Source organism: Klebsiella sp. KPN54798 (genome assembly GCF_021184225.1).
Classification (GTDB): domain Bacteria; phylum Pseudomonadota; class Gammaproteobacteria; order Enterobacterales; family Enterobacteriaceae; genus Klebsiella; species Klebsiella pneumoniae.
Window position 1 is genome coordinate 5,360,693 of record NZ_CP089234.1, and the last position, 25,586, is coordinate 5,386,278.

Here is a 25,586-nt window from a genome sequence, read left to right on the forward strand (position 1 = left end):
AAGGATGCCACAGACGGGCATGAAATCCTGAATTTTTCCCGCAATTCGCGGAAAAGATTCAACGATCGTCGCGATCGCGCGACAACTTAGCTTGTGGATAACTTTGTGCATAGTTTTACAACGTCAGCTTATCCGCCCCTGAAAATAAATGAATAAATAGTATTATTTACTATTTATCAACCACTTAAAAACAGATCAACGATCCTGGCATTAATTTGATGACCTAATCTTCCATGTGGATAGAAGATCCTTGTTTTTTTCTGTTCTGGTAAGACCCGTCATTTGCCGCGTTTTCTGGTAAAATCAGCCTCTTGCGCAGCTTAAAGGCGCTCTTTGTCAGCCTAACTTTCTGAATAAACTAACTATGTCGAGATTACTCGCTGCGATAACACTTCCGCTGAGTATCGCCTTAACCATCTTAGTCACCATTATCTGCTCTGTACCGATCATCGTCGCCGGGCTGATTAAACTGCTGGTCCCCATTCCAGCGGTATGGCGCTCTATATCCGTTTTTTGCAATTTTATGATGTACTGCTGGTGCGAAGGGCTGGCGCTGCTGTTGCATCTCAATCCCTGGCTAAAATGGGACGTCCAGGGTCTGGAAGGCCTGAACAAAAAGAACTGGTATCTGCTGATCAGCAACCACCACAGCTGGGCAGACATCGTGGTGCTGTGCGTGCTGTTCCGCAAGCATATTCCGATGAATAAGTACTTCCTTAAACAACAGCTGGCGTGGGTACCCTTCATTGGCCTCGCCTGCTGGGCGCTGGATATGCCTTTTATGCGCCGCTACTCGCGCAGCTATCTTATTCGTCACCCGGAGCGCCGCGGTAAAGATGTCGAAACCACCCGCCGTTCGTGTGAAAAATTTCGCGCGCATCCGACGACTATCGTCAATTTTGTGGAAGGCTCGCGTTTTACCGAAGAAAAAAAGCGCGAAACGCGCTCTCCTTACCACAACCTGTTACCGCCGAAAGCCGCTGGTATCGCCATGGCGCTCAACGTACTCGGTTCGCAGTTCGATAAACTGCTGAACGTCACGCTGTGCTACCCGGATAATCATACAAGACCATTTTACGATATGTTAAGCGGCCGCCTGACGCGCATCGTGGTCCGTATCAATCTGGTCCCTATTGGCGAAGAGCTGCACGGCGATTACGTTAACGATAAGAACTTTAAGCGCGGCTTCCAGCGCTGGCTGAATGGCCTATGGGAAGAGAAAGACCGTCAGTTGACTGACATCATGCGGGACAAAGAACGGTAGCTATTGCAAAACAGATAAAGTAACGCCGGTCAGTGACCGGCGTTTTTTTATTTCTTCTCTACCAGTTGCTTCACGGTATCCGCATACTGAGCGACGAAGACATCCATATTGCTGGTGTCCATCCCCTGCGGATTCAGCTGGTATTTACCATTAACATACATAGCCGGTACGCCCTGCAGCTGCAGATCGGCTGCCGCTTTCTCTTGCTGAGCGACCAGAGATTTCACCACGAAGCTATTCCATGCGGCATCGTAGTCTTCCCCTTTCACGCCAGCGTCGACAAACACTTTACGAATGTCAGCCACACTCTGCACAGTCTGGTTTTTCTGCACGGCTTCGAACATCGGCGCAGTAATTTTGTCTTCAACGCCCAGCGCGATGGCCACCGCCCATGCCTGCGTCAGATCCTTGCCCAGCGGACCCAGGAACTCAACGTGGTATTTGGTCATTTTAGTGCCTTCCGGCAGTTTCTGACGCACATTGTCAGAGACATGCAGCACTTCTTCAAACTGGTAGCAGTGCGGGCAGTAGAACGAAAAGAACTCGAGCACCTGCGGCTCGCCAGCAATCGGCTTATCAAGGGTGATGTACTGCTTGCCGTCGGTGATCTGGGCAGCGGATGCACTAAAAGCCAGAATCATACCAGCCAGCGCCAGCCAAACTTTTTTCATGATTTACTCTCTCCTGGATATATCACATTAATACATTGGCGTTAACTGAAGCGGGGGTTCCTGTAGAACCTTCACCTGCTCAAGAAAAGTCGACGTCTGCCCCCGCCAGTAATCCTCCCCGGTTAACCAGGGGAAATTGACCGGGAAAGCGGGATCGTCCCAGCGTCTGAGCAACCACGCCAGATAATAAACCAGTCGCATAGCGCGTAAAGGTTCAATCAGCGCGATTTCATCGCTGTTAAAGGGGCTGAATTCCTCATAGGCCTCGACAATAGTCTCCAGCTGCATACGCTGTTCAGCCTTATCGCCGTTGAGCAGCATCCACAGATCCTGAATCGCCGGGCCGGTGCGCGCATCGTCTAAGTCGACAAACAGTGGTCCGTCGCGCCAGAGGATATTACCGGCATGGCAGTCACCGTGCAGGCGCAACGTGTTCCCGCGGCCGTGCCATTGCTCCATGACGGCAGCAATGAGTTTATCGGTCGCCTTCAGGAAATCGGCCTTCAGGCCAGAGGGGATCAGCGTCGCCTGCTCAAACACCTGACGCGGTTCCAGCAGGTACTCCTGCACGCCAATTTCCGGGCGGGCAGTAAAGCGCTGTTTGCGGCCAGTCTGGTGCAGGCGCCCCAGGTAGCGGCCAACCCATTCCATCTGATCAAGGTTATCCGCTTCGAACTGACGACCGCCAAGGCTTGGGAAAACGGCAAAGTAGAATCCCTGATGCTGATGAAGCGTGCTGTCATTAAATAAGAGCGGCGCAGCAACGGGCACTTCATCTTCTACAAGCTGAAGCGCAAACTGGTGTTCTTCAAGGATCTGTTCTGCGGACCAGCGCTCAGGACGATAGAACTTTACCACATAGCGATGGCGCTCTTCGTCCTGGAACTGATAAACGCGGTTCTCATAGCTGTTTAGCGGGGTGAGACCGGAGTCCACCCGCATACCCAGATCGAATAACCCATCGATAATGGTATCCGGGCGAAGCGTCTGAAAAGTAAAAGCCTTATCGTGCATCCTGACATCCGATAATCGTACGAATAGTTCAGGATATCATCTCATTGCACTTTACGCGGTAGCGCTTACAACCTTTTACTCTTTTATTACCCCGCGGGCGCGCAGCAGCGCGGTTTTAAAGTCCTCTTCATAATCCTTCTGAATACCCGGGATGACAGCATCTTTGGAAGAGTCGCGCATCTTCAGGTGATAGATCAGAATATCGTCGGAAAGATCGCTCAGTTCGCCATCATAGCCGGCCTCTTTCGCCAGCTTCTGCAAAAATTGCATCAGGTTCAGTTCAGGCTCTTTTTGCCAGGCTGGCTGGAGGAGTTCAATTACTTCATTCAGACGTTTACATTTCATGGTCATGCTCCTTACTCTTGATAGGGACAAGTTAACAGGGTCAATCCCACAATGAAAGAGGCGATATTCATATGCAAAGCGAGGCGATAACCGGCGTCGTGCTGGCGGGCGGCAGGGCCACGCGGATGGGCGGCATTGATAAAGGATTACAGGCGCTAAATGGTCGCCCTCTCTGGCGACACGTCGCGGAAGCATTAGCCCCGCAGGTAGATGAGTTAGTCATTAGCGCCAATCGTCATCTTGAACAGTGGCGTGCCAGCGGATATCCGGTCTTTCGAGACATACAGGAGGGTTATCAGGGGCCGCTGGCCGGAATGCTTGCTGTGATGCAGCAGGTCGCGAGCCCATGGTTTGTTTTTTGCCCCTGCGACACGCCGTTCATTCCGTCCTTTTTGGTGGAGCGCTTTATCCAGCAGAGAGGGGACGCACCGGTCGTTTGGGCCCATGACGGCGAACGGGATCATCCTGCCGTTGCATTAGTTCATCGTCAAATCATTCCGGAACTGGAGGCTTATCTGGCTCATGGAGAGCGCAGGGTGATGGTTTTTATGCGGCAAATGGATGGGCGCCCGGTGAATTTCAGCGATGTGAAAACAGCTTTCATTAATGTAAATACGCTCGAAGATTTGCAGCAGATGCAGGAGCCATCATGATCCCATTACTGGCGATCGCCGCATGGAGCGGTACCGGAAAAACAACATTATTAAAGCGTCTTATCCCTGAGCTTTGCGCTCTAGGATTACGCCCGGGACTGATAAAGCACACCCATCATGATATGGACGTGGATAAGCCGGGCAAAGATAGCTATGAACTGCGTAAGGCGGGCGCTGCGCAAACTATTGTCGCCAGCGAACAGCGGTGGGCATTGATGACCGAGACGCCAGAGAAGCCGGAATTAGATCTCACGTGGCTGGTCAGTCGAATGGATGCCAGCAAACTGGATCTGGTTTTAGTGGAGGGGTTCAAACATGAACCCGTGCCGAAGATCCTGCTTTTTCGGCAAAACAGCGGCCATCGTGTAGAAGAGCTGGTAATTGATGAGCATACCATCGCCGTGGCCAGCGATGTATCGATCGCGACCTCACTTCCGCTGCTGGATTTAAATGATGTACCACAGATCGCGACATTTATTGTGAGTTGGTTAGAGAGGCAATAGTCATTTATCGACGGTGATATAGGAGGGATTTTCCCGGAGGCGGTGCTGCGCACCTTGTCCGGCCACAGGGACGTAGCCCCGTGTCGGATCCGTAGCCCCGGCAAGCGCAGCGCCACCGGGGAGGCATACCGGCACGCTGGCCGGACGACAGAAACGCAAAAAGCCCATCCGGCAGGATGGGCTCTTCACTTGTTTGATGCCTGGCAGTTCCCTACTCTCACATGGGGAGACCCCACACTACCATCGGCGCTACGGCGTTTCACTTCTGAGTTCGGCATGGGGTCAGGTGGGACCACCGCGCTAGTGCCGCCAGGCAAATTCTGTTTTATCAACACGTCTCACCGACGTATCGATTAATCTGTATCAGAGCTGAAAATTCTCTCAATCCGCCAAAACATCTTCGGCGTTGTAAGGTTAAGCCTCACGGTTCATTAGTACCGGTTAGCTCAACGCATCGCTGCGCTTACACACCCGGCCTATCAACGTCATCGTCTTTAACGTTCCTTCAGGAGACTTAAAGTCTCAGGGAGAACTCATCTCGGGGCAAGTTTCGTGCTTAGATGCTTTCAGCACTTATCTCTTCCGCATTTAGCTACCGGGCAGTGCCATTGGCATGACAACCCGAACACCAGTGATGCGTCCACTCCGGTCCTCTCGTACTAGGAGCAGCCCCCTCAATTCTCCAGCGCCCACGGCAGATAGGGACCGAACTGTCTCACGACGTTCTAAACCCAGCTCGCGTACCACTTTAAATGGCGAACAGCCATACCCTTGGACCTACTTCAGCCCCAGGATGTGATGAGCCGACATCGAGGTGCCAAACACCGCCGTCGATATGAACTCTTGGGCGGTATCAGCCTGTTATCCCCGGAGTACCTTTTATCCGTTGAGCGATGGCCCTTCCATTCAGAACCACCGGATCACTATGACCTGCTTTCGCACCTGCTCGCGCCGTCACGCTCGCAGTCAAGCTAGCTTATGCCATTGCACTAACCTCCTGATGTCCGACCAGGATTAGCTAACCTTCGTGCTCCTCCGTTACGCTTTGGGAGGAGACCGCCCCAGTCAAACTACCCACCAGACACTGTCCGCAACCCCGGTAAGGGCCAACGTTAGAACATCAAACATTAAAGGGTGGTATTTCAAGGTTGGCTCCACGCAGACTGGCGTCCACGCTTCAAAGCCTCCCACCTATCCTACACATCAAGGCTCAATGTTCAGTGTCAAGCTATAGTAAAGGTTCACGGGTCTTTCCGTCTTGCCGCGGGTACACTGCATCTTCACAGCGAGTTCAATTTCACTGAGTCTCGGGTGGAGACAGCCTGGCCATCATTACGCCATTCGTGCAGGTCGGAACTTACCCGACAAGGAATTTCGCTACCTTAGGACCGTTATAGTTACGGCCGCCGTTTACCGGGGCTTCGATCAAGAGCTTCTCCTTACGGATAACCCCATCAATTAACCTTCCGGCACCGGGCAGGCGTCACACCGTATACGTCCACTTTCGTGTTTGCACAGTGCTGTGTTTTTAATAAACAGTTGCAGCCAGCTGGTATCTTCGACTGGTCTCAGCTCCATCCGCAGGGACTTCACCTACACACCAGCGTGCCTTCTCCCGAAGTTACGGCACCATTTTGCCTAGTTCCTTCACCCGAGTTCTCTCAAGCGCCTTGGTATTCTCTACCTGACCACCTGTGTCGGTTTGGGGTACGATTTAATGTTACCTGATGCTTAGAGGCTTTTCCTGGAAGCAGGGCATTTGTTACTTCAGCACCGTAGTGCCTCGTCATCACACCTCAGCCTTGATTATCCGGATTTGCCTGGACAACCAGCCTACATGCTTAAACCGGGACAACCGTCGCCCGGCTAACATAGCCTTCTCCGTCCCCCTTCGCAGTAACACCAAGTACAGGAATATTAACCTGTTTCCCATCGACTACGCCTTTCGGCCTCGCCTTAGGGGTCGACTCACCCTGCCCGATTAACGTTGGACAGGAACCCTTGGTCTTCCGGCGAGCGGGCTTTTCACCCGCTTTATCGTTACTTATGTCAGCATTCGCACTTCTGATACCTCCAGCATGCCTCACAGCACACCTTCGCAGGCTTACAGAACGCTCCCCTACCCAACAACACATAGTGTCGCTGCCGCAGCTTCGGTGCATGGTTTAGCCCCGTTACATCTTCCGCGCAGGCCGACTCGACCAGTGAGCTATTACGCTTTCTTTAAATGATGGCTGCTTCTAAGCCAACATCCTGGCTGTCTGTGCCTTCCCACATCGTTTCCCACTTAACCATGACTTTGGGACCTTAGCTGGCGGTCTGGGTTGTTTCCCTCTTCACGACGGACGTTAGCACCCGCCGTGTGTCTCCCGTGATAACATTCTTCGGTATTCGTAGTTTGCATCGGGTTGGTAAGTCGGGATGACCCCTAGCCGAAACAGTGCTCTACCCCGAAGATGAATTCACGAGGCGCTACCTAAATAGCTTTCGGGGAGAACCAGCTATCTCCCGGTTTGATTGGCCTTTCACCCCCAGCCACAAGTCATCCGCTAATTTTTCAACATTAGTCGGTTCGGTCCTCCAGTTAGTGTTACCCAACCTTCAACCTGCCCATGGCTAGATCACCGGGTTTCGGGTCTATACCCTGCAACTTAACGCCCAGTTAAGACTCGGTTTCCCTGCGGCTCCCCTATACGGTTAACCTTGCTACAGAATATAAGTCGCTGACCCATTATACAAAAGGTACGCAGTCACACCCGAAGGTGCTCCCACTGCTTGTACGTACACGGTTTCAGGTTCTTTTTCACTCCCCTCGCCGGGGTTCTTTTCGCCTTTCCCTCACGGTACTGGTTCACTATCGGTCAGTCAGGAGTATTTAGCCTTGGAGGATGGTCCCCCCATATTCAGACAGGATACCACGTGTCCCGCCCTACTCTTCGAGTTCACAACCTGTGCATTTTGGTGTACGGGACTATCACCCTGTACCGTCGGACTTTCCAGACCGTTCCACTAACACACAAGCTGATTCAGACTCTGGGCTGCTCCCCGTTCGCTCGCCGCTACTGGGGAATCTCGGTTGATTTCTTTTCCTCGGGTACTTAGATGTTTCAGTTCCCCCGGTTCGCCTCGTTAACCTATGTATTCAGTTAACGATAGTGCAACGAATTGCACTGGGTTTCCCCATTCGGACATCGCCGGTTATAACGGTTCATATCACCTTACCGACGCTTTTCGCAGATTAGCACGTCCTTCATCGCCTCTGACTGCCAGGGCATCCACCGTGTACGCTTAGTCGCTTAACCTCACAACCCGAAGATGTCTTCAGATTGCGAAAATTTGAGAGACTCGAACACACATTAACTGTGTGTCGTTTCAATTTTCAGCTTGATCCAGATTTTTAAAGAGCAAATATCTCAAACGTCACCCGAAGATGAGTTTTGAGATACATCGGCACGCGTCTTTCACTCACGAACCAGCAAGTGGCGTCCCCTAGGGGATTCGAACCCCTGTTACCGCCGTGAAAGGGCGGTGTCCTGGGCCTCTAGACGAAGGGGACACTGAAGTCTCAATCGCAAGACGCCTTGCTTCTTTACGTTCATCAGACAATCTGTGTGAGCACTACAAAGGCAGGTTCTTTAAGGTAAGGAGGTGATCCAACCGCAGGTTCCCCTACGGTTACCTTGTTACGACTTCACCCCAGTCATGAATCACAAAGTGGTAAGCGCCCTCCCGAAGGTTAAGCTACCTACTTCTTTTGCAACCCACTCCCATGGTGTGACGGGCGGTGTGTACAAGGCCCGGGAACGTATTCACCGTAGCATTCTGATCTACGATTACTAGCGATTCCGACTTCATGGAGTCGAGTTGCAGACTCCAATCCGGACTACGACATACTTTATGAGGTCCGCTTGCTCTCGCGAGGTCGCTTCTCTTTGTATATGCCATTGTAGCACGTGTGTAGCCCTGGTCGTAAGGGCCATGATGACTTGACGTCATCCCCACCTTCCTCCAGTTTATCACTGGCAGTCTCCTTTGAGTTCCCGGCCGGACCGCTGGCAACAAAGGATAAGGGTTGCGCTCGTTGCGGGACTTAACCCAACATTTCACAACACGAGCTGACGACAGCCATGCAGCACCTGTCTCACAGTTCCCGAAGGCACCAATCCATCTCTGGAAAGTTCTGTGGATGTCAAGACCAGGTAAGGTTCTTCGCGTTGCATCGAATTAAACCACATGCTCCACCGCTTGTGCGGGCCCCGTCAATTCATTTGAGTTTTAACCTTGCGGCCGTACTCCCCAGGCGGTCGATTTAACGCGTTAGCTCCGGAAGCCACGCCTCAAGGGCACAACCTCCAAATCGACATCGTTTACGGCGTGGACTACCAGGGTATCTAATCCTGTTTGCTCCCCACGCTTTCGCACCTGAGCGTCAGTCTTTGTCCAGGGGCCGCCTTCGCCACCGGTATTCCTCCAGATCTCTACGCATTTCACCGCTACACCTGGAATTCTACCCCCCTCTACAAGACTCTAGCCTGCCAGTTTCGAATGCAGTTCCCAGGTTGAGCCCGGGGATTTCACATCCGACTTGACAGACCGCCTGCGTGCGCTTTACGCCCAGTAATTCCGATTAACGCTTGCACCCTCCGTATTACCGCGGCTGCTGGCACGGAGTTAGCCGGTGCTTCTTCTGCGGGTAACGTCAATCGGTGAGGTTATTAACCTCACCGCCTTCCTCCCCGCTGAAAGTGCTTTACAACCCGAAGGCCTTCTTCACACACGCGGCATGGCTGCATCAGGCTTGCGCCCATTGTGCAATATTCCCCACTGCTGCCTCCCGTAGGAGTCTGGACCGTGTCTCAGTTCCAGTGTGGCTGGTCATCCTCTCAGACCAGCTAGGGATCGTCGCCTAGGTGAGCCGTTACCCCACCTACTAGCTAATCCCATCTGGGCACATCTGATGGCATGAGGCCCGAAGGTCCCCCACTTTGGTCTTGCGACGTTATGCGGTATTAGCTACCGTTTCCAGTAGTTATCCCCCTCCATCAGGCAGTTTCCCAGACATTACTCACCCGTCCGCCGCTCGTCACCCGAGAGCAAGCTCTCTGTGCTACCGCTCGACTTGCATGTGTTAGGCCTGCCGCCAGCGTTCAATCTGAGCCATGATCAAACTCTTCAATTTAAGTTTGATGCTCAAAGAATTAAACTTCGTAATGAATTACGTGTTCACTCTTGAGACTTGGTATTCATTTTTCGTCCGAGGACGTTAAGAATCCATGTCACTTTGAGTGCCCACACAGATTGTCTGATAAATTGTTAAAGAGCAGTGCCGCTTCGTTTTCGCTGCGGCGCGGGGTGTGCATATTACGCTTTCCCGCTGCAGAGTCAAGCATTTATTTTTGCTTTTCTCTGCGAGGTTCTCACCGGAACCCCGCTGACCCGGCGGCTTGTTTGCCGTTGTTCCGTGTCAGTGGAGGCGCATTATAGGGAGTAATTCTGAGGTGACAAGGGGAAATGCAAAAAAAGTTTTCAACCGTCTCTTTTTTCAACAATGCGGCGAGGAATGTCGCAAAAAACCGCCGTTTTGCCGTTTTAACCGACGAAACGGGGCGCCTGGTGGCATACTGTTAGAGTAGAGGAAAGAAAGGAACGGCATTTATGTCTTTAAGCGCACAGCAACTGGCGGCACAAAAGAACATCTCCTGGGTACTGGCCGAAAAGCTCGCCCAAAAAATACTGACTGGCGAATATCAGCCGGAAAGCATTCTTCCCGGCGAAATGGAGTTGGGGGAGCAGTTCGGCGTAAGCCGTACCGCCGTCCGCGAAGCGGTGAAGACGCTTACTGCAAAAGGCATGCTGCTGCCCCGCCCTCGCATTGGCACCCGGGTGATGCCGCGCAGCAGCTGGAATTTCCTTGATAAGGAACTGCTCTCCTGGTGGCTAACAGAAGATAACTTCGAAGAGGTGGTAAGCCACTTTCTCGTCATGCGCAGCAGCCTGGAGCCACAGGCCTGCTTTCTCGCCGCCGCCAACGGCACCGCCGGGCAAAAAGCGCAGCTCAATACATTAATGGAAGAGATGATTGCTCTGAAACGCCATTTTCAGCGCGAACGCTGGATAGAAGTCGATATGGCCTGGCATGAACATATCTATGAAATGAGCGGTAATCCTTTCCTCAGCTCTTTCGCCTCGCTGTTTCATTCGGTCTACCACACCTACTTCACGTCGATTACGCAAAATGAAGTGGTGAAGCTCGATCTCCACCAGGCGATTGTCGATGCCATTCTTAACAGTGATGCGCCGGGGGCGTTGCTCGCCTGCCAGGCATTGTTGAACGCCCCACACCACGTAAATCAATAACAAGGATTTGGCATGAGCGGAAAAAAAGGGCGCAGCATGGCTGGCCTGCCGTGGATCGCGGCGATGGCCTTCTTTATGCAGGCGCTGGATGCCACCATTCTTAACACCGCCCTCCCGGCTATCGCCCACAGTCTTAATCGTTCTCCCTTAGCGATGCAGTCGGCCATTATCAGCTATACGCTGACGGTGGCGATGCTGATCCCGGTCAGCGGCTGGCTGGCCGATCGCTTCGGCACGCGCCGGGTCTTTATCATCGCCGTTAGCCTGTTCACCCTCGGTTCCCTCGCCTGCGCCCTCTCCAGTTCCTTAACGGAACTGGTCATTTTTCGCGTAATTCAGGGGATCGGTGGGGCGATGATGATGCCGGTGGCGAGGCTGGCCCTGCTGCGTGCCTACCCCCGCAGCGAACTGTTGCCGGTCCTGAACTTTGTCACCATGCCGGGATTGGTGGGGCCGATTCTGGGCCCGGTACTCGGCGGGGTATTTGTGACCTGGGCCAGCTGGCATTGGATTTTCCTGATAAACATTCCGATCGGCGTAATTGGCATTCTGTACGCCCGTAAATACATGCCAAATTTCACAACGCCGCGCCGACGCTTCGATATAGGCGGTTTTCTGTTATTTGGCTTAAGTCTGGTGTTATTTTCCAGCGGTATTGAACTGTTTGGGGAAAAAATCGTGGCGACATGGCAGGCGCTGGCCGTGATTGCCGTCAGTCTGTTACTGCTCGTGGCCTATGTGCGTCACGCGCGTCGCCATCCGTCGCCGCTTATCTCGCTCTCTTTATTTAAGACCCATACGTTCTCGGTCGGCATTGCCGGCAACCTCGCCACGCGGTTAGGTACCGGCTGCGTACCGTTTCTGATGCCGCTGATGCTGCAGGTTGGTTTCGGCTATCCGGCCATTATCGCCGGCTGTATGATCGCCCCCACCGCTATCGGCTCGATTATTGCGAAATCCACCGTTACCCAGGTGCTGCGCTGGTTTGGCTATCGTAAGACCCTGGTGGGGATCACCGTGTTTATTGGCCTTATGATCGCCCAGTTCTCGCTGCAGTCGCCAGAGATGCCGCTGTGGATGCTTCTTCTGCCGCTGTTCGTGCTGGGGATGGCGATGTCCACGCAGTTTACCGCCATGAATACCATTACCCTGGCCGATCTGACCGATGATAATGCCAGCAGCGGCAACAGCCTGCTGGCCGTCACCCAGCAGCTTTCAATTAGTCTCGGGGTGGCCATCAGCGCTGCGGTGCTACGCTTCTATGAAGGTTTTGATAATGCAAGCACGGTACAGCAGTTTCACTACACCTTTATAACCATGGGCGTGATAACCATTATATCGGCGCTGATGTTTATGCTGTTAAGAGCGAAGGATGGCCGCAACCTGATTAGCGAGCGGCATAAACGCTAAGCGGAACCGCGAACCACCAGCTCCGGCGTTAACTGAACGCGCTGCTGTTTTTGCTGCGGATCGGCCATGCGATGGATCAGTACGTCGATGGCCAGTTCCCCCAGCTCATCCTTTGGCTGGTGAATGGTGGTCAATGGCGGCGTCATATAACGTGCCAGCTCAATATCATCGTAGCCCACCAGCGCCATATCCTGCGGAATCTGCAGCCCGGCCTGGTATAACGCCTGATAAGCGCCAACCGCCATCGCATCGTTACCGACAAACACCGCCTGCGGACGCTGCGGCAACGCCAGCAGCTGCTGCATCGCGCTAAACCCGCCGCCAAACTCAAAATCACTGGTCACCACATATCCTTCGGCAACCGGCAGGCCGCAGCGCGCCATCGCGGCATGATAGCCTTCAAGACGCAGGCGCGCCGGGGTTTTATCCAGCGGGCCGGCAATACAGGCAATGCGTGAATGCCCCTGGTCAATCAGATACTGGGTCGCCATATCGCCGCCGAGCAGCGAGTTATCCTGAATCAGATCGCTATCGCCATCAAAGGGGGCCCAGTCCATCATAACCGTCGGTACCGACGGATAGCGATGCATGATTTCCGGGGAGGGCTGATGAGTCTCCGTGCACAGCAGGAGTAATCCATCGACGCGTTTTTGCATTAGCGTCTCCAGATTACGATTCATTCGCTGCTCATCACCTTCGGTATTGCAGAGCACGAGGCTATAACCCCGCTCAAAGCAGCTACGCTCCACGCCCCGCACCAGCTCCGAATAAAACGGATTGGTACTGGCGGTGATCAGCATGCCGATGGTACGGGTTTGATTGAGCTTGAGGCTACGCGCCAGCGCAGAGGGGGCGTAGTTGAGGCTTTTGATCGCAGCGTCAACTTTGGCGGTAATCGCCTCGCTGACAAAGCGGTCCTTATTGATGACGTGTGACACCGTCGATGTGGAAACGCCCGCGATGCGGGCCACATCTTTCATCGTAGCCAAGCATTACCCCTGTTGCGCTAAAAATTCATCGATCTCTGTGCGCCACGGCACGGACGGCTGAGCGCCTTTGCGGGTTACGGCGATCGCCGCTGCGGCATGCGCAAAGCGAATCGCCTCCGGCAGGGCGGTCCCTTCCAGCAGCGCGGTCACCAGCGCGCCGTTAAAGGTATCACCGGCCGCGATAGTATCAATGGCCTGTACGCGAAACCCTGGGATCCGGCGGCTTTCGCCTTCGGCACTGAGCCAGACGCCGCGGCTGCCGAGGGTGATCATCACCGTACCAATGCCTTTGGCATGCAGCACGTTGGCGGCTTTTGCCGCATCTTCGTCACTCTCAACGCGAATACCGGTCAGCTTTTCCGCTTCGGTTTCGTTAGGGGTAATAATATCCACCAGCGCCAGCAGTTCATCCGGTAGTTCACGCGCTGGCGCGGGGTTCAGCACCACGGTGGTGTGATGGTGATGGGCGATTTTCGCCGCCGCTATGACGCTCTCCAGCGGCGACTCCAGCTGCATCAACAACGCCTGTGCGCTGGCGATACGCTCTTTTTCCGCCTCAACCTGGGAGACGGAAAGCGCCGCATTGGCGCCGGCATGAATACCGATGACATTCTCACCTTCGGCGTTAACGAAAATTAATGCCACCCCGGTCGCTTCCCCGGCAACCGCGCGCACGGGCGCCACGTCGATTTTATCGCTCGCCAGCTGACGACGGATGCGTTCACCGATATCGTCATCGCCGGTGCAGGCGATAAACGCGATATCCGCTCCGCTGCGCCCGGCGGCCACCGCCTGGTTGGCCCCTTTTCCACCGAACGCCACCTGATAATGGTGGCCGGTGACGGTTTCGCCCGGCGTCGGGAAAGCGTCAAGGTTAAGAATGTGATCGGCATTGATACTGCCAAGGACGACAAGTTTGCCTGCAGTTTTCATCATTTCTGTTCCCGGGAAAGCGCGCCACCGGGATCCGGTGGCGCATGCCCTGCTTTTCTTTTTTTATATTGTCCCTCGGACCGTTGCCAGTCCGAATCGCATATTACTGCTTAACGACCAGCTTCAGCTCAACCGGGTAGTTAGCTTCCACTTTTTCGCCCTTCAGTACCTTATCAGCAGTCTCAACGCCTTTCGCGCCGATCTGCTCCGGCAACTGTGCGACGGTCGCCGCCAGTTTGCCACTGTTTACTGCTTTTTCGCCATCCGGAGTGCCGTCAAATCCAACCACCATCACATCGGACTTGCCTGCGGTCTGCAGCGCGCGCAGGGCGCCCAGCGCCATTTCATCATTTTGCGCGAACACTGCCTGGACGTCAGGATGTGCGGTCAGCAGGTTCTGCATCACGTTCAGGCCTTTGGTGCGGTCAAAATCGGCCGGCTGGCTGGCCAGGACGTTGAATTTGTGCGCCGCCACGGCCTGTTTAAAGCCTTCGCCACGCTCGCGAGCCGCAGAAGTTCCGGCAATGCCCTGCAGCTCAATGACTTTTGCACTTTCACCCACTTTTTTCGCGATGTAATCGCCAGCCATTTTCCCACCCTGCACGTTGTCAGAGGCGATATGGCTCACGACATCGCCTTTTGTCGCCTGACGGTCGAGAGTGATGACCGGGATTTTCGCCTGGTTCGCCATCTTCACGGCGTTGCCGACGGCATCAGAGTCGGTGGGGTTGATCAGCAGCAGCTTGGTGCCGCGCACCGTTAAATCCTGGACGTTCGCCAGCTCTTTCGCCGGGTTGTTCTGGGAATCCAGCACCACCAGGTTGTAGCCCAGCTTGTCAGCTTCTTTTTGCGCGCCGTCTTTCAGCGACACGAAGAACGGGTTGTTGAGGGTAGAGATAACCAGAGCGATGGTGTCTTTGGCCATCGCGTTCGCGCTAACGGTCGCACTTAGCGCAACAGCAGAGACCAGGGTCGCCAGTTTTTTCATATTCATAGTTAAGATGTCCTGTAGAGTTCTCAGTTACTGCTTTTTGTTATCTACCAGTACCGCCAGCAAAATCACCACCGCTTTAACGATCATCTGGTAATAGGAAGAAACGCCTAAAAGATTAAGACCATTATTCAGGAAGCCAAGGATCAGCGCACCAATCAGCGTGCCGACAATGCGTCCTTTGCCACCAGCGAGGCTGGTGCCGCCGAGCACCACCGCCGCAATGGCGTCCAGCTCATAGCCCGTCCCCGCCGTCGGCTGCGCGGAGGAGAGACGCGCCACTTCGATGATCCCGGCCAGCGAAGCCAGCATTCCGCACAAGGCGTAAACGATAATTTTAACTTTATTGACGCTAATCCCGGACAGACGCGTCGCCGCTTCATTACCGCCCAGGGCATAAATATAACGGCCCAGGCGAGTATGGTGCAGCATGTACCAGGCCGCCAGGAAGACAATCGCCATGATCCATACCGGCGTCGGGATCCCCAGCGGACGCCCGATGCCAAACCAGCCGAACAGATCGGCATTATCGCTAAAGCCGGTATTGATCGGGCTGCCGTTGGTGTACACCATGGTTACGCCGCGCAGCAGCAGCATCATCACCAGGGTGGCGATGAAGGCCTGCACGCGGCCTCTCGCTACAATCACCCCGGTGACTGCGCCGATCGCCGCACCTAATGCGAGGGCAGCCGCGACCGCCACCAGCGCATTAACCTCAATGCCAACGATCGACGCTGCCACCGCACCGGTGAGCGCCAGCAGGGAGCCGACGGACAGATCGATCCCCGAGGTCAGTATGACCAGCGTCATCCCTACCGCCATAATGGCGTTAACGGAGGTTTGCTGCAGAATATTGAACAGGTTATTGACGGTAAAAAAGTTGGGGCTCATGGTCGATACCACCGCGATCAGCACCAGCAGGGCAATCAGCGATTTTTGCTCCATCAGCCACGCTTTTGTGAAATAGCGGCGACCAGAAACAGCCTGGGTTGTCATCTTTCTTACTCCTGATTCACACGGTTAAGCTTGCCCACAGCGGCAGCCATCAATACTTCCTGGGTGGCCTGCTCGCGTGTGAATTCACCGCCGAGATGCCCTTCGTGCATCACTATGATGCGATCGCTCATGCCCAACACTTCCGGCATCTCGGAGGAGACCAGAATGATGCTCAGGCCGTCGGCTTTGAACTGGTTGATGAGCTGGTAGATCTCTTTCTTCGCCCCGACGTCGACGCCGCGGGTCGGTTCATCGAGGATCAGCACCTTCGGCCGGGTCATCAGTCCGCGGGCGATGGCGACCTTTTGCTGGTTGCCGCCGGAGAGCAGGCCGATCGCCTGCTCCATGGACGGCGTTTTCACGTTAAACAGGCGGATGAAATCACTCACCGCCTGCTGTTCATCTTTATGCTTAAGACTACCGCCCGCCCGGCTGAAATAGCGCAGCGCCGTCAGGGACATGTTTTCTTTTACCGACATCCCGAGAACCAGACCATCGCGCTTACGGTCTTCGGAGATATAGACAATGCCGTTCGCCAGACCATCCTGCGGCGAACGGGTCACCACTTCGCGGCCATCGAGCGTCACGGAACCGCTGCTGCGCGGCAACGCGCCGTACAGCACTTTCATCAGTTCGGTCCGCCCGGCGCCCATCAGCCCGGCAACGCCGAGGATCTCCCCCTGGCGCAGGGTAAAGGTCACGTTATCCACCCCCGGGCCGCAGAGGTTGTCGACCTTCAGGCGCACCGCGCCGGGCGCCTTATCGAGGTGTGGATATTGGTCTTCCAGCTTACGGCCGACCATCATCTCGATAAGTCGGTCCTCATCCAGCGACGAGACCTCGCGCTCGGCGATAAACTGCCCGTCACGAAAGACCGTCACGTCGTCGCAAATCTCGAAGATCTCTTTCATACGGTGGGAGATATAGACGATACCGCGCCCCTGCGACTTCAGTTCGCGGATGACGCGGAACAGCGATTCGGTTTCGGTATCGGTCAGCGCATCGGTCGGTTCATCCATAATGATGACTTTCGATTCGAAGCTCAGCACTTTGGCGATCTCCACCATTTGCTGATCGCCAATCGATAGATCGCCCACCAGTTTCTGGCTGGTAAAGCGGAGATTCAGCTTTGCCAACAGCTTGTCGGCTTCGGCATACATCTGCTTCCAGTCGATTTTGCCAAAACGGTTAACGAACTCGCGGCCAAGGAAGATGTTCTCGGCGATCGTCAACTGAGGGATCAGGTTCAGTTCCTGATGGATAATGCCGATCCCGGCTTCCTGGGAGGATTTTGGGCCGTTAAAGGTCGTCTCTTTGCCTAACCACAGCAAAGAGCCGGCATCACGGGTGTAGATCCCGGTCAACACCTTCATCATAGTGGACTTGCCGGCGCCATTTTCCCCTACCAGCGCCATCACCCGGCCGGCATAGACATTCAGCGCCGCGCCGGAGAGCGCCTTGACGCCAGGGAACGCTTTGTCGATCCCTTTCAGTTGCAATAAGGCTTCCATGACGGCGACCTCAGAACGTGACGCCGGCACAGAGAATGATATTCGCAAACGGGGAACACTCCCCGCTGCGAATTACCGCCTGACTGTCTGCGGTTTGTTTTTTGAACTGCTCATGGCTGGTGTAACGAATTTCAATGGTATTTCCCTGGTGCTGCTGCAGCTGCTCGAGGTGAGTGAGCAACGTCGCGTGGAGCTGCGGATTATGGGTTTTAATCTCTTCCGCGATGACAGCCGCTTCAACCTGCATTTCCGTCGTCACCACTTCCAGCACCTGCATAAATGAAGGTACGCCCTGAGTCAGCGCCATATCAATGCGCGTGCTGCTGCGGGGAACCGGTAATCCGGCATCGCAGACCACCAGCGTATCGGTGTGGCCCAGGCGGGAAATGACCGCGGAAATATCAGCGTTAAGTACGGTGCCTTTTTTCATTTTTTCTCTTTTGCTCCACTAGCGAAACGTTTCGCTAAAATAATTATTATCAATGCGTGAGCAGAAAACCATCACCAGAAGAGAGAAATGTGATCGCCATCGAAACGTTTCGCGAGACAGCAACAGGACATAACAACCGGAGTGAGAAACAAAAAGCCCTTCGCAATGGAAGGGCTTTTTTGACATCAGATTTCGACCTGGGTACCGAGCTCTATAACCCGGTTTGGCGGGATCTCAAACTGATCCGGCGCCCGCAGGGCGTTACGCTGCAGCAGCAGATAAAGCTTGCCGCGCAGGCGAAGATACCATGGCCGTTTGCCGATAATCAGCGACTCATGCGACATAAAGAACGAGGTCTCCATCATCCGGCAGCTGAGTCCTTCCAGGCCACAGCGGTGGAACACCTCTTCAACGTTAGGCGTTTCCCGCCAGCCGTAGCTGGCCACCACCCGCCAGAAGGACGGTGACAGCTGCTCAATCTGCACCCGGCGAACGTTATGCACGTAAGGCGCATCTTCGGTACGCAGGGTCAGGAGGATCACTCGCTCATGCAGCACCTTGTTGTGCTTCAGGTTATGCAGCAGGGCAAACGGGATCACGTTCAGGGCGCGGGACATATACACCGCAGTACCCGGCACACGCACTGGCGGTGACTTCTCCAGCGAAGAGATCATCGCTTCCAGCGAGTTGCCATGCTCGTGCATCCGGCGCAGCAGGCGGAAACGCTCGCTCTTCCAGGTCGTCATCACCGTAAACATCACCATCCCCAGGGACAACGGTAGCCAGCCGCCGGAGACAATCTTATCGAGGTTCGCCGAGAACAGCGGAATATCAATGCACAGGAAGGCCACCAGCATCAGACCGACAAACAGCTTGTTCCAGTGCCAGTTTTTGCGCGCCACGGTCGCCGACAGAATGGAGGTCAGCACCATGGTGCCCGTTACGGCGATACCATACGCCGCCGCCAGGTTAGACGAATGCTCAAAGCTGACGATAACGATGACCACAGAAACGTACAGCAGCCAGTTAATGAACGGAATGTAAATCTGCCCGGACTCCATTTCCGAGGTATGGATAATGCGCATCGGCGACAGATAGCCCAGACGCACTGCCTGACGGGTCAGGGAGAAGACCCCGGAAATCACTGCCTGGGAGGCGATAACCGTCGCCAGCGTGGCGATAATCAGCATCGGGATCAGCGCCCACTCAGGCGCCAGCAGGAAGAACGGGTTTTTAATCGCTTCCGGGTGCTTCAGCAGCAGCGCGCCCTGGCCAAAATAGTTCAGCACCAACGAGGGCAGCACGACGGAGAACCAGGCGACGCGGATCGGCAGTTTGCCGAAGTGGCCCATATCGGCGTACAGCGCTTCCACCCCGGTAATCGACAGCACCACCGCGCCAAGCGCAATAAAGGAAACGGTCTTGTATTGCAGGAAGAAGTGCACAGCCCAGTAGGGGTTCAGCGCCTGCAGAACTTCCGGATTAGCGTAAATGCTTCGCGCGCCCAGCACCGCCAGCAACAGGAACCAGATCAGCATAATCGGCGCAAACAGCTTGCCGACCATGCCAGTCCCGTGCTTCTGGATCACAAACAGCAGGGTGAGCACGATAATGGAGATAGGGACAATCCAGGTATCGAGCTGCGGGGCGATAATTTCTAACCCCTCTATCGCCGACATTACCGAAATCGCCGGGGTAATCACCACTTCGCCATAAAAGAAACTGCCGCCGATAAGGCCGAGGATCACCAGCACGGAGGTCATTCTGGCCGAAGTATTACGTCCGGCCAGCGACATCAGCGTTAAGATCCCGCCTTCCCCGGCGTTATCCGCCCGCATCACGAAGGTGATGTATTTAATCGATACGGTAAAGATTAACAGCCAGAAAATCAGCGACAAAAAGCCAAAAACGGCATCGCGCTCTACGCCAAAGCCAAACTGACCTGACAGGCATTCGCGCAGGGTATACAGTGGACTGGTACCGATATCGCCGTACACCACGCCGATGGCCGCCAGCGTTAACGCCGGCAACGATTGTTTATTATCAGTGCTCATAGACTAGTCTTTTCGTTTATAAAACAAATGTGTGCCTAGTCCCTTGGCCCACAAAAAGCGCACAGTATGCACGATTATTTGTGAAATCGTACCCCTAACAGACACCATATTAACCTGGCTCAAAAAAAATAAATCGATTCTTCAGGCTATTACCGCCCCGGCTCTAACATCTATACTCGTCCCAATAACGATACATGACAAAGCACGCAACTCAATTATGGCTCAAACACATTTACTGGCTGAAAGAATTTCCCGGCTCAGCGCGGCACTCGAAAAAGGACTCTTTGAACGCAGCCACGCGATACGCCTCTGCCTGCTGGCGGCGCTCAGCGGCGAGAGCGTTTTTTTGCTTGGTCCACCGGGGATCGCCAAAAGCCTGATTGCCCGCCGCCTCAAATTCGCCTTCCAGCAGGCGCGCGCTTTTGAATACCTGATGACCCGCTTCTCCACCCCGGAAGAGGTTTTTGGGCCACTGTCCATTCAGGCGCTGAAAGATGAAGGCCGTTACGAACGTTTAACCGCCGGCTACCTGCCGGAAGCGGAAATCGTGTTTCTCGATGAAATATGGAAAGCAGGTCCGGCTATCCTCAACACCCTACTGACGGCGATTAACGAACGTCACTTCCGCAATGGCGCGCATGAAGAGAAAATCCCAATGCGCCTGCTGGTGGCCGCGTCGAACGAACTCCCGGAAGCCGACAGCAGCCTGGAAGCGCTGTATGACCGAATGCTGATCCGTCTATGGCTTGATAAAGTGCAGGATAAAGGTAATTTCCGTTCGATGCTGGTCAGCCAGCAGGATGAAAACAGCAATCCAGTGCCCAGCGCGCTGCAGGTGAGCGACGAGGAATTTACCCAATGGCAGCAGCAGATCGGCAATATTAAACTGCCGGACGCGGTGTTTGAGCTGATATTCCAGCTCCGCCAGCAGCTGGACGCCCTGCCAAATGCCCCCTACGTCTCGGATCGCCGCTGGAAAAAGGCTATTCGCCTGCTGCAGGCCAGCGCCTTCTTCAGCGGCCGCGACAGCATCGCGCCGATTGACCTTATCCTGCTGAAAGATTGTCTGTGGCACAACGTCGAAAGTATGAACCTGATGTCGCAGCAGCTGGAAACGCTCATGACCTGTCACGCCTGGCAACAGCAGGCGATGCTGACGCGGTTGGGGGCGATTGTGCAGCGACGCATTCAGATCCAACAACAGCAAAGCGACAAAACGGCGCTGAAGGTCACCCGCCTTGGCGGGATGTTTAGCCGCAAACCGCACTATGAACTGCCGGCGGAGATCCAGGGGACCACCCTGACGCTGCTGCTGCAGCAGCCGCTCAAACTTCACGATATGGAAGTGATCCACATTACTTTTGAACGCGAGGCGTTAGCCAACTGGCTGGAAAAGGGCGGCGAGATCCGCGGTAAGCTCAACGGGATCGGCTTTGCCCAACTACTCAATATGGATGTCGACACCAGCCAGCATCTGGTCGTCCGCGATGTGAGCCTGCAGGGCTCACGCCTCGCGCTGCCCGGCAGCGCAGCGCAGGAGAATATGCCGGCGGAAATTCGCCAGCAGCTGGAAGCGCTGGATGATGAGTGGCACCAGCAACACAACCGCTTCAGCGAGCAGCAAAAGTGCCTGTTTATCCCGGTCGAATGGCTGGGTAGAATCGAAGCCAGCCTGCAGGACGTCGGCGCGCAGATTAAACAGGCGAAGCAGCCATGACGCTCGATATGCTGAATGTCATGCTGGCAGTCAGCGAAGAGGGAATGATCGAGGAGATGCTGCTGGCGCTGTTGGCCTCTCCTCAGCTGGCGGTGTTCTTTGAAAAATTTCCCCGCCTGAAAAACATCATCGCGGCGGATATTCCGCGCTGGCGGGAAGCCGTTCGCGCCCGCTTAAAAGAAGTTAACATCCCGCCGGATCTGGACGCCGAAGTGCAAACCTATCAGCAGGCTCAGCTGCTCTCTACCTCGCAGTTTATCGTCCAGCTCCCGCAAATTCTCGGCAAACTGCACCAGCTCCAGTCCCCTTTTGCCGCCCAGGCGCAGAAGCTGGTGGATGACAATGCCACCTTTACCCCGGCGCTGCATACGCTGTTTTTACAGCGCTGGCGACTGAGCCTGGTGGTGCAAGCCACCAGCCTTAACCAGCAGCTGCTGGACGAGGAGCGCGACCAGTTGCTCAGTGAGGTCCAGGAACGAATGACGCTCAGCGGTCAGCTCGATCCGGTGCTGGCGGAAAATGATACCGCCGCCGGACGCCTGTGGGATATGAGCGCCGGGGAACTCAAACGAGGCGACTACCAGCTGATCGTGCGCTATGGCGATTTTCTTAACCAGCAACCGGAGCTGCTGCAGCTGGCGGAACAGCTGGGGCGTTCAAGGGAAGCGAAATCCGTGCCGAAGAAAGATGCGCCGATGGAAACCTTCCGCAGCCTGGTACGCGAGCCGGCAACGGTGCCTGAACAGGTCGACGGCCTCCAGCAGAGCGACGACATTCTACGCCTGCTGCCGCCGGAGCTGGCGACGCTTGGCATCACGGAGCTGGAGTTTGAATTTTATCGCAAGCTGGTGGAGAAACAGCTGCTCACCTACCGGCTACACGGCGATGCCTGGCGCGAGAAAATTACCGAACGCCCGGTAACGCGGCAGGATTTTGATGAGCAACCGCGCGGGCCGTTCATTGTCTGCGTCGATACGTCAGGATCGATGGGCGGTTTTAACGAACAGTGCGCTAAGGCCTTTTGTCTGGCCCTGATGCGCATCGCGCTGGCCGATAATCGTCGCTGCTTCATTATGCTGTTTTCCAGCGAAGTGGTGCATTACGAGTTGACCAGCGAGAGCGGACTGGAGCAGGCGATCCGTTTCCTGAGCCAGCGTTTTCGCGGCGGCACCGATCTGGCCAGCTGTTTTCGCGCCATTATTGAACGTTTGCAAAACCCGCAGTGGGTGGATGCGGATGCCGTGGTGATCTCCGACTTTATTGCCCAACGGTTGCCGGATGAGGTGATTGCTCAAGTGGGGGAGTTACAGCGTAAGCATCAGCACCGTTTTCACGCGGTGGCGATGTCGGTTCACGGCAAACCCGGCATCATGCGCATCTTCGATCATATCTGGCGCTTTGACACCGGGCTGCGTAGCCGCCTGCTGCGACGCTGGCGGCGCTAATCGTTACAGCAGCGCGGAAACGCTTTCGCGAACCTGCGCCGGCCATACGCCGCACTGCACCTGACCAATATGGTCAAGCTGCAGCAACAGCATCGTCAAACGAGACTGGCCAATGCCGCCGCCGATAGTCTGCGGCATCTCGCCGCGCAGCAGCGCCTGGTGCCACTCCAGTTTCAGGCGATCTTCATCGCCGGTCAGCGCCAGCTGGCGCTTTAGCGCCTCGGCGTCAACGCGGATCCCCATCGAGGAGATCTCGAACGCATCCTCCAGCACCGGGTTCCACACCAGGATATCGCCGTTCAGGCCGGCAAAACCTTCAGAAACCTCAGTACTCCAGTCATCATAATCCGGCGCACGCACGTCGTGGCGCTTGCCATCAGCTAGTTTGCCGCCGATACCAATTAAGAAGACGGCGCCCAGCTCTTTGGCAATAGCCCGCTCACGACCTTTGGCATCAAGCTCCGGATAGCGGCTCAGCAGCTCCTGGCTGTGAACAAAATGGATCTGTTCCGGCAGGAACGGCGTCAGGCCAAACTCCTGGCTGACCGCCAGCTCGGTGGCTTTGATCCCGGCGTAGATCGCCTCGACGGTTGCCTTCAGGGTGCCGACGTGACGCTCTTCATCCCCCATCACGCGCTCCCAGTCCCACTGGTCAACATAGACGGAATGGATAGGCGTCAGACGGTCTTCATCGGGGCGAAGGGCTTTCATGTGCGTGTACAGCCCTTCGCCCGCGCTGAAGTCGTGTTGTCCCAGGGTTTGACGCTTCCACTTCGCCAGCGAATGAACCACTTCGAACTGGGCGTCGGGCAGTGTTTTCACTTTTACCTGAACCGCTTTCTCGCAGCCGGACAAGTTATCCTGCGTCCCATCGCCCACGCGGCTTAAGATTGGCGCCTGGACTTCAATCAGGCCAAGCTTCTCTTCCAGCTGACGGGAAAAGTGGGATTTAACGAAACTGATCTGGCGTTGTTTTGCGATATATGCGGTTTTCATTTTTATGACTCCTGCGTCCTGTTGCCATTGATTAAGCAACAAAACAGGGCGGCAATACAATAATCAATCAATAAAAAGGTGCATCAACTTTTAATTCATTAAAATATGGCGCTAAAATAGTAAGAACCCTCAAACTTCATAAGAAAAAGATATGGAAAATTATCAGATCGACAATCTGGACCGCGGCATTCTTGATGCGCTGATGGCCAACGCCCGTACCGCCTATGCCGAAGTGGCCAAACAGTTCAGCGTCAGCCCGGGCACCATTCACGTGCGCGTCGAAAAGATGAAGCAGGCGGGTATCATTACCGGCGCGCGCATTGACGTCAGCCCCAAGCAGCTGGGCTACGACGTCGGTTGCTTCATCGGCATTATTTTAAAAAGCGCCAAAGACTATCCCTCCGCCCTCGCCCGCCTGGAAAGTCTGGAGGAGGTCACCGAGGCTTACTACACCACCGGCCACTACAGCATCTTTATTAAGGTGATGTGTAAATCCATCGATGCTCTGCAGCAGGTACTTATCAACAAGATCCAAACAATCGATGAAATTCAGTCCACTGAAACTCTGATCGTGCTGCAGAACCCGATCATGCGCACCATCAAGCCCTGATCGCTTTTTTTAATCCCACATTTTTCCACAGGTAGATCCCAGCTCGCTCACAGCGTACAATACGCCACTCTGAACAGTTGAGCGGGCGATCGGCGATCTATGGCAGACATTACACTTATCAGCGGCAGCACCCTGGGCAGTGCGGAATATGTAGCAGAGCATCTGGCGGAAAAGCTGGAAGAAGCCGGCTATAGCACTGAAATCCAGCACGGTCCGCTGGTGGACGATCTGCAGGCGCAAGGGATCTGGTTAATTATCTCTTCCACCCATGGCGCCGGCGACATTCCCGACAACCTGGTTCCCTTCTATGACGCGCTGCAGGAGAAGCAGGCCGATCTTTCCGCCGTGCGCTTTGGCGCTATAGGGATCGGCAGCCGCGAATACGACACCTTTTGCGGCGCGATCGATAAATTAGAAGCGGCGCTGAAGGCCTGCGGGGCAAAACAGATCGGTGAGACGCTGAAGATCAACGTCCTTGAACACGAAATTCCGGAGGATCCAGCGGAAATCTGGCTGAGATCCTGGAAAAATTTGCTCTGAGAATTGTAAAGATCGTCCGATCTTCTGTGGATAACCATGCTTAAAAGCTTGGATCAACCGGTAGTTATCCAAAGAATAACCGTAGTATGGTTTTTGAGCTGTGCATAACCCTTCATTCTGATCCCAGCTTATACGGACCAGGATCACCGATCATTCA

Annotated in this window: 20 protein-coding genes, 1 tRNA gene and 3 rRNA genes; 9 read left to right on the forward strand and 15 right to left on the reverse strand. The window is 54.8% G+C overall.

What is annotated here, in order from left to right; translation table 11 throughout:
- Positions 1–364: 364 nt before the first annotated feature.
- Positions 365–1,264 (forward strand): acyltransferase, encoded by a 900-nt coding sequence (locus LPQ25_RS25690; protein ID WP_002882728.1) that lies wholly within the window; start codon positions 365–367, stop codon positions 1,262–1,264.
- A 47-nt stretch (positions 1,265–1,311) separates the two neighbouring features.
- Here LPQ25_RS25690 and dsbA read toward each other — a convergent pair whose 3' ends face one another.
- The 3 genes from dsbA to LPQ25_RS25705 all read right to left on the reverse strand — a co-directional run bounded on the left by dsbA (position 1,312) and on the right by LPQ25_RS25705 (position 3,294).
- Entirely contained in the window at positions 1,312–1,935 is a 624-nt protein-coding gene (gene dsbA, locus LPQ25_RS25695) for a thiol:disulfide interchange protein DsbA (RefSeq protein ID WP_004146224.1), read from the reverse strand.
- A 27-nt stretch (positions 1,936–1,962) separates the two neighbouring features.
- Positions 1,963–2,949, reverse strand: a complete 987-nt coding sequence (locus tag LPQ25_RS25700) for a serine/threonine protein kinase (RefSeq protein WP_004187940.1) — start codon at positions 2,947–2,949, stop codon at positions 1,963–1,965.
- Between the two features lie 75 nt (positions 2,950–3,024).
- Positions 3,025–3,294, reverse strand: coding sequence for a YihD family protein (locus LPQ25_RS25705; RefSeq protein WP_002882612.1), 270 nt, complete (start codon positions 3,292–3,294; stop codon positions 3,025–3,027).
- Between the two features lie 71 nt (positions 3,295–3,365).
- On the opposite strand from LPQ25_RS25705, the gene mobA reads away from it, so the two are divergent.
- Positions 3,366–3,947 (forward strand): molybdenum cofactor guanylyltransferase MobA, encoded by a 582-nt coding sequence (mobA, locus tag LPQ25_RS25710; protein WP_012737088.1) that lies wholly within the window; start codon positions 3,366–3,368, stop codon positions 3,945–3,947.
- Positions 3,944–4,450: a molybdopterin-guanine dinucleotide biosynthesis protein MobB gene (gene mobB, locus LPQ25_RS25715; RefSeq protein WP_002882596.1), complete on the forward strand. Its 507-nt coding sequence runs from the start codon at positions 3,944–3,946 to the stop codon at positions 4,448–4,450. Before mobA ends, mobB begins: the two co-directional genes overlap by 4 nt.
- A 198-nt stretch (positions 4,451–4,648) precedes the next feature.
- Here the strand turns inward: mobB and rrf are convergent.
- The 4 genes from rrf to LPQ25_RS25735 all read right to left on the reverse strand — a co-directional run bounded on the left by rrf (position 4,649) and on the right by LPQ25_RS25735 (position 9,629).
- Positions 4,649–4,764: ribosomal RNA gene (gene rrf, locus LPQ25_RS25720) — 5S ribosomal RNA — on the reverse strand.
- A gap of 96 nt (positions 4,765–4,860) precedes the next feature.
- Positions 4,861–7,752: ribosomal RNA gene (locus tag LPQ25_RS25725) — 23S ribosomal RNA — on the reverse strand.
- 178 nt (positions 7,753–7,930) lie between these two features.
- A tRNA-Glu gene (locus tag LPQ25_RS25730) sits at positions 7,931–8,006 on the reverse strand.
- An 85-nt stretch (positions 8,007–8,091) separates the two neighbouring features.
- Positions 8,092–9,629: ribosomal RNA gene (locus LPQ25_RS25735) — 16S ribosomal RNA — on the reverse strand.
- Together the 16S, 23S and 5S rRNA genes with 1 tRNA gene alongside form the textbook arrangement of a ribosomal RNA operon.
- Positions 9,630–10,105: 476 nt before the next feature.
- On the opposite strand from LPQ25_RS25735, the gene LPQ25_RS25740 reads away from it, so the two are divergent.
- Positions 10,106–10,807 carry a FadR/GntR family transcriptional regulator gene (locus tag LPQ25_RS25740; RefSeq protein ID WP_002882540.1) on the forward strand — a complete coding sequence of 234 codons (702 nt, stop codon included), beginning with the start codon at positions 10,106–10,108 and terminating at the stop codon, positions 10,805–10,807.
- 12 nt (positions 10,808–10,819) lie between these two features.
- Positions 10,820–12,217, forward strand: coding sequence for a multidrug transporter subunit MdtD (gene mdtD / locus LPQ25_RS25745; protein WP_012737087.1), 1,398 nt, complete (start codon positions 10,820–10,822; stop codon positions 12,215–12,217).
- Here the strand turns inward: mdtD and rbsR are convergent.
- The 7 genes from rbsR to kup form a co-directional block, all read right to left on the reverse strand.
- Positions 12,214–13,206: a ribose operon transcriptional repressor RbsR gene (rbsR, locus tag LPQ25_RS25750; protein WP_085707913.1), complete on the reverse strand. Its 993-nt coding sequence runs from the start codon at positions 13,204–13,206 to the stop codon at positions 12,214–12,216. The two genes, mdtD and rbsR, sit on opposite strands and share 4 nt — an antisense overlap.
- 3 nt (positions 13,207–13,209) lie before the next feature.
- A complete protein-coding gene (rbsK, locus tag LPQ25_RS25755; protein ID WP_004173836.1) occupies positions 13,210–14,142 on the reverse strand; it encodes a ribokinase in 933 nt (310 codons plus the stop codon).
- Positions 14,143–14,242: 100 nt separating this feature from the next.
- On the reverse strand, positions 14,243–15,133 hold the full coding sequence (gene rbsB / locus LPQ25_RS25760) for a ribose ABC transporter substrate-binding protein RbsB (RefSeq protein WP_002882536.1): 891 nt from the start codon (positions 15,131–15,133) through the stop codon (positions 14,243–14,245).
- A 27-nt stretch (positions 15,134–15,160) separates the two neighbouring features.
- Positions 15,161–16,126, reverse strand: a complete 966-nt coding sequence (gene rbsC / locus LPQ25_RS25765) for a ribose ABC transporter permease (RefSeq protein WP_002882531.1) — start codon at positions 16,124–16,126, stop codon at positions 15,161–15,163.
- A gap of 5 nt (positions 16,127–16,131) precedes the next feature.
- Complete coding sequence (gene rbsA, locus LPQ25_RS25770) at positions 16,132–17,637, reverse strand: ribose ABC transporter ATP-binding protein RbsA (RefSeq protein ID WP_002882529.1); 1,506 nt, start codon at positions 17,635–17,637, stop codon at positions 16,132–16,134.
- Positions 17,638–17,647: 10 nt separating this feature from the next.
- The gene (gene rbsD, locus LPQ25_RS25775) at positions 17,648–18,067 is read right to left on the reverse strand and encodes a D-ribose pyranase (protein ID WP_002882527.1); all 420 of its coding nucleotides are present in this window, start codon (positions 18,065–18,067) and stop codon (positions 17,648–17,650) included.
- A 185-nt stretch (positions 18,068–18,252) separates the two neighbouring features.
- Entirely contained in the window at positions 18,253–20,121 is a 1,869-nt protein-coding gene (gene kup / locus LPQ25_RS25780) for a low affinity potassium transporter Kup (protein WP_002882520.1), read from the reverse strand.
- A 217-nt stretch (positions 20,122–20,338) separates the two neighbouring features.
- Between kup and ravA the strand changes: the two genes are divergently transcribed.
- A complete protein-coding gene (gene ravA, locus LPQ25_RS25785; protein WP_004151555.1) occupies positions 20,339–21,838 on the forward strand; it encodes an ATPase RavA in 1,500 nt (499 codons plus the stop codon).
- Entirely contained in the window at positions 21,835–23,283 is a 1,449-nt protein-coding gene (viaA, locus tag LPQ25_RS25790; RefSeq protein ID WP_002882517.1) for an ATPase RavA stimulator ViaA, read from the forward strand. The genes ravA and viaA overlap by 4 nt, the downstream gene beginning before the upstream one ends.
- A 3-nt stretch (positions 23,284–23,286) precedes the next feature.
- Here the strand turns inward: viaA and asnA are convergent, their stop codons facing one another.
- Positions 23,287–24,279, reverse strand: coding sequence for an aspartate--ammonia ligase (asnA, locus tag LPQ25_RS25795; RefSeq protein ID WP_002882514.1), 993 nt, complete (start codon positions 24,277–24,279; stop codon positions 23,287–23,289).
- Positions 24,280–24,430: 151 nt separating this feature from the next.
- Between asnA and asnC the strand changes: the two genes are divergently transcribed.
- On the forward strand, positions 24,431–24,889 hold the full coding sequence (asnC, locus tag LPQ25_RS25800) for a transcriptional regulator AsnC (RefSeq protein ID WP_048336821.1): 459 nt from the start codon (positions 24,431–24,433) through the stop codon (positions 24,887–24,889).
- Between the two features lie 99 nt (positions 24,890–24,988).
- Complete coding sequence (gene mioC, locus LPQ25_RS25805; RefSeq protein ID WP_048336820.1) at positions 24,989–25,429, forward strand: FMN-binding protein MioC; 441 nt, start codon at positions 24,989–24,991, stop codon at positions 25,427–25,429.
- Positions 25,430–25,586 lie beyond the last annotated feature (157 nt).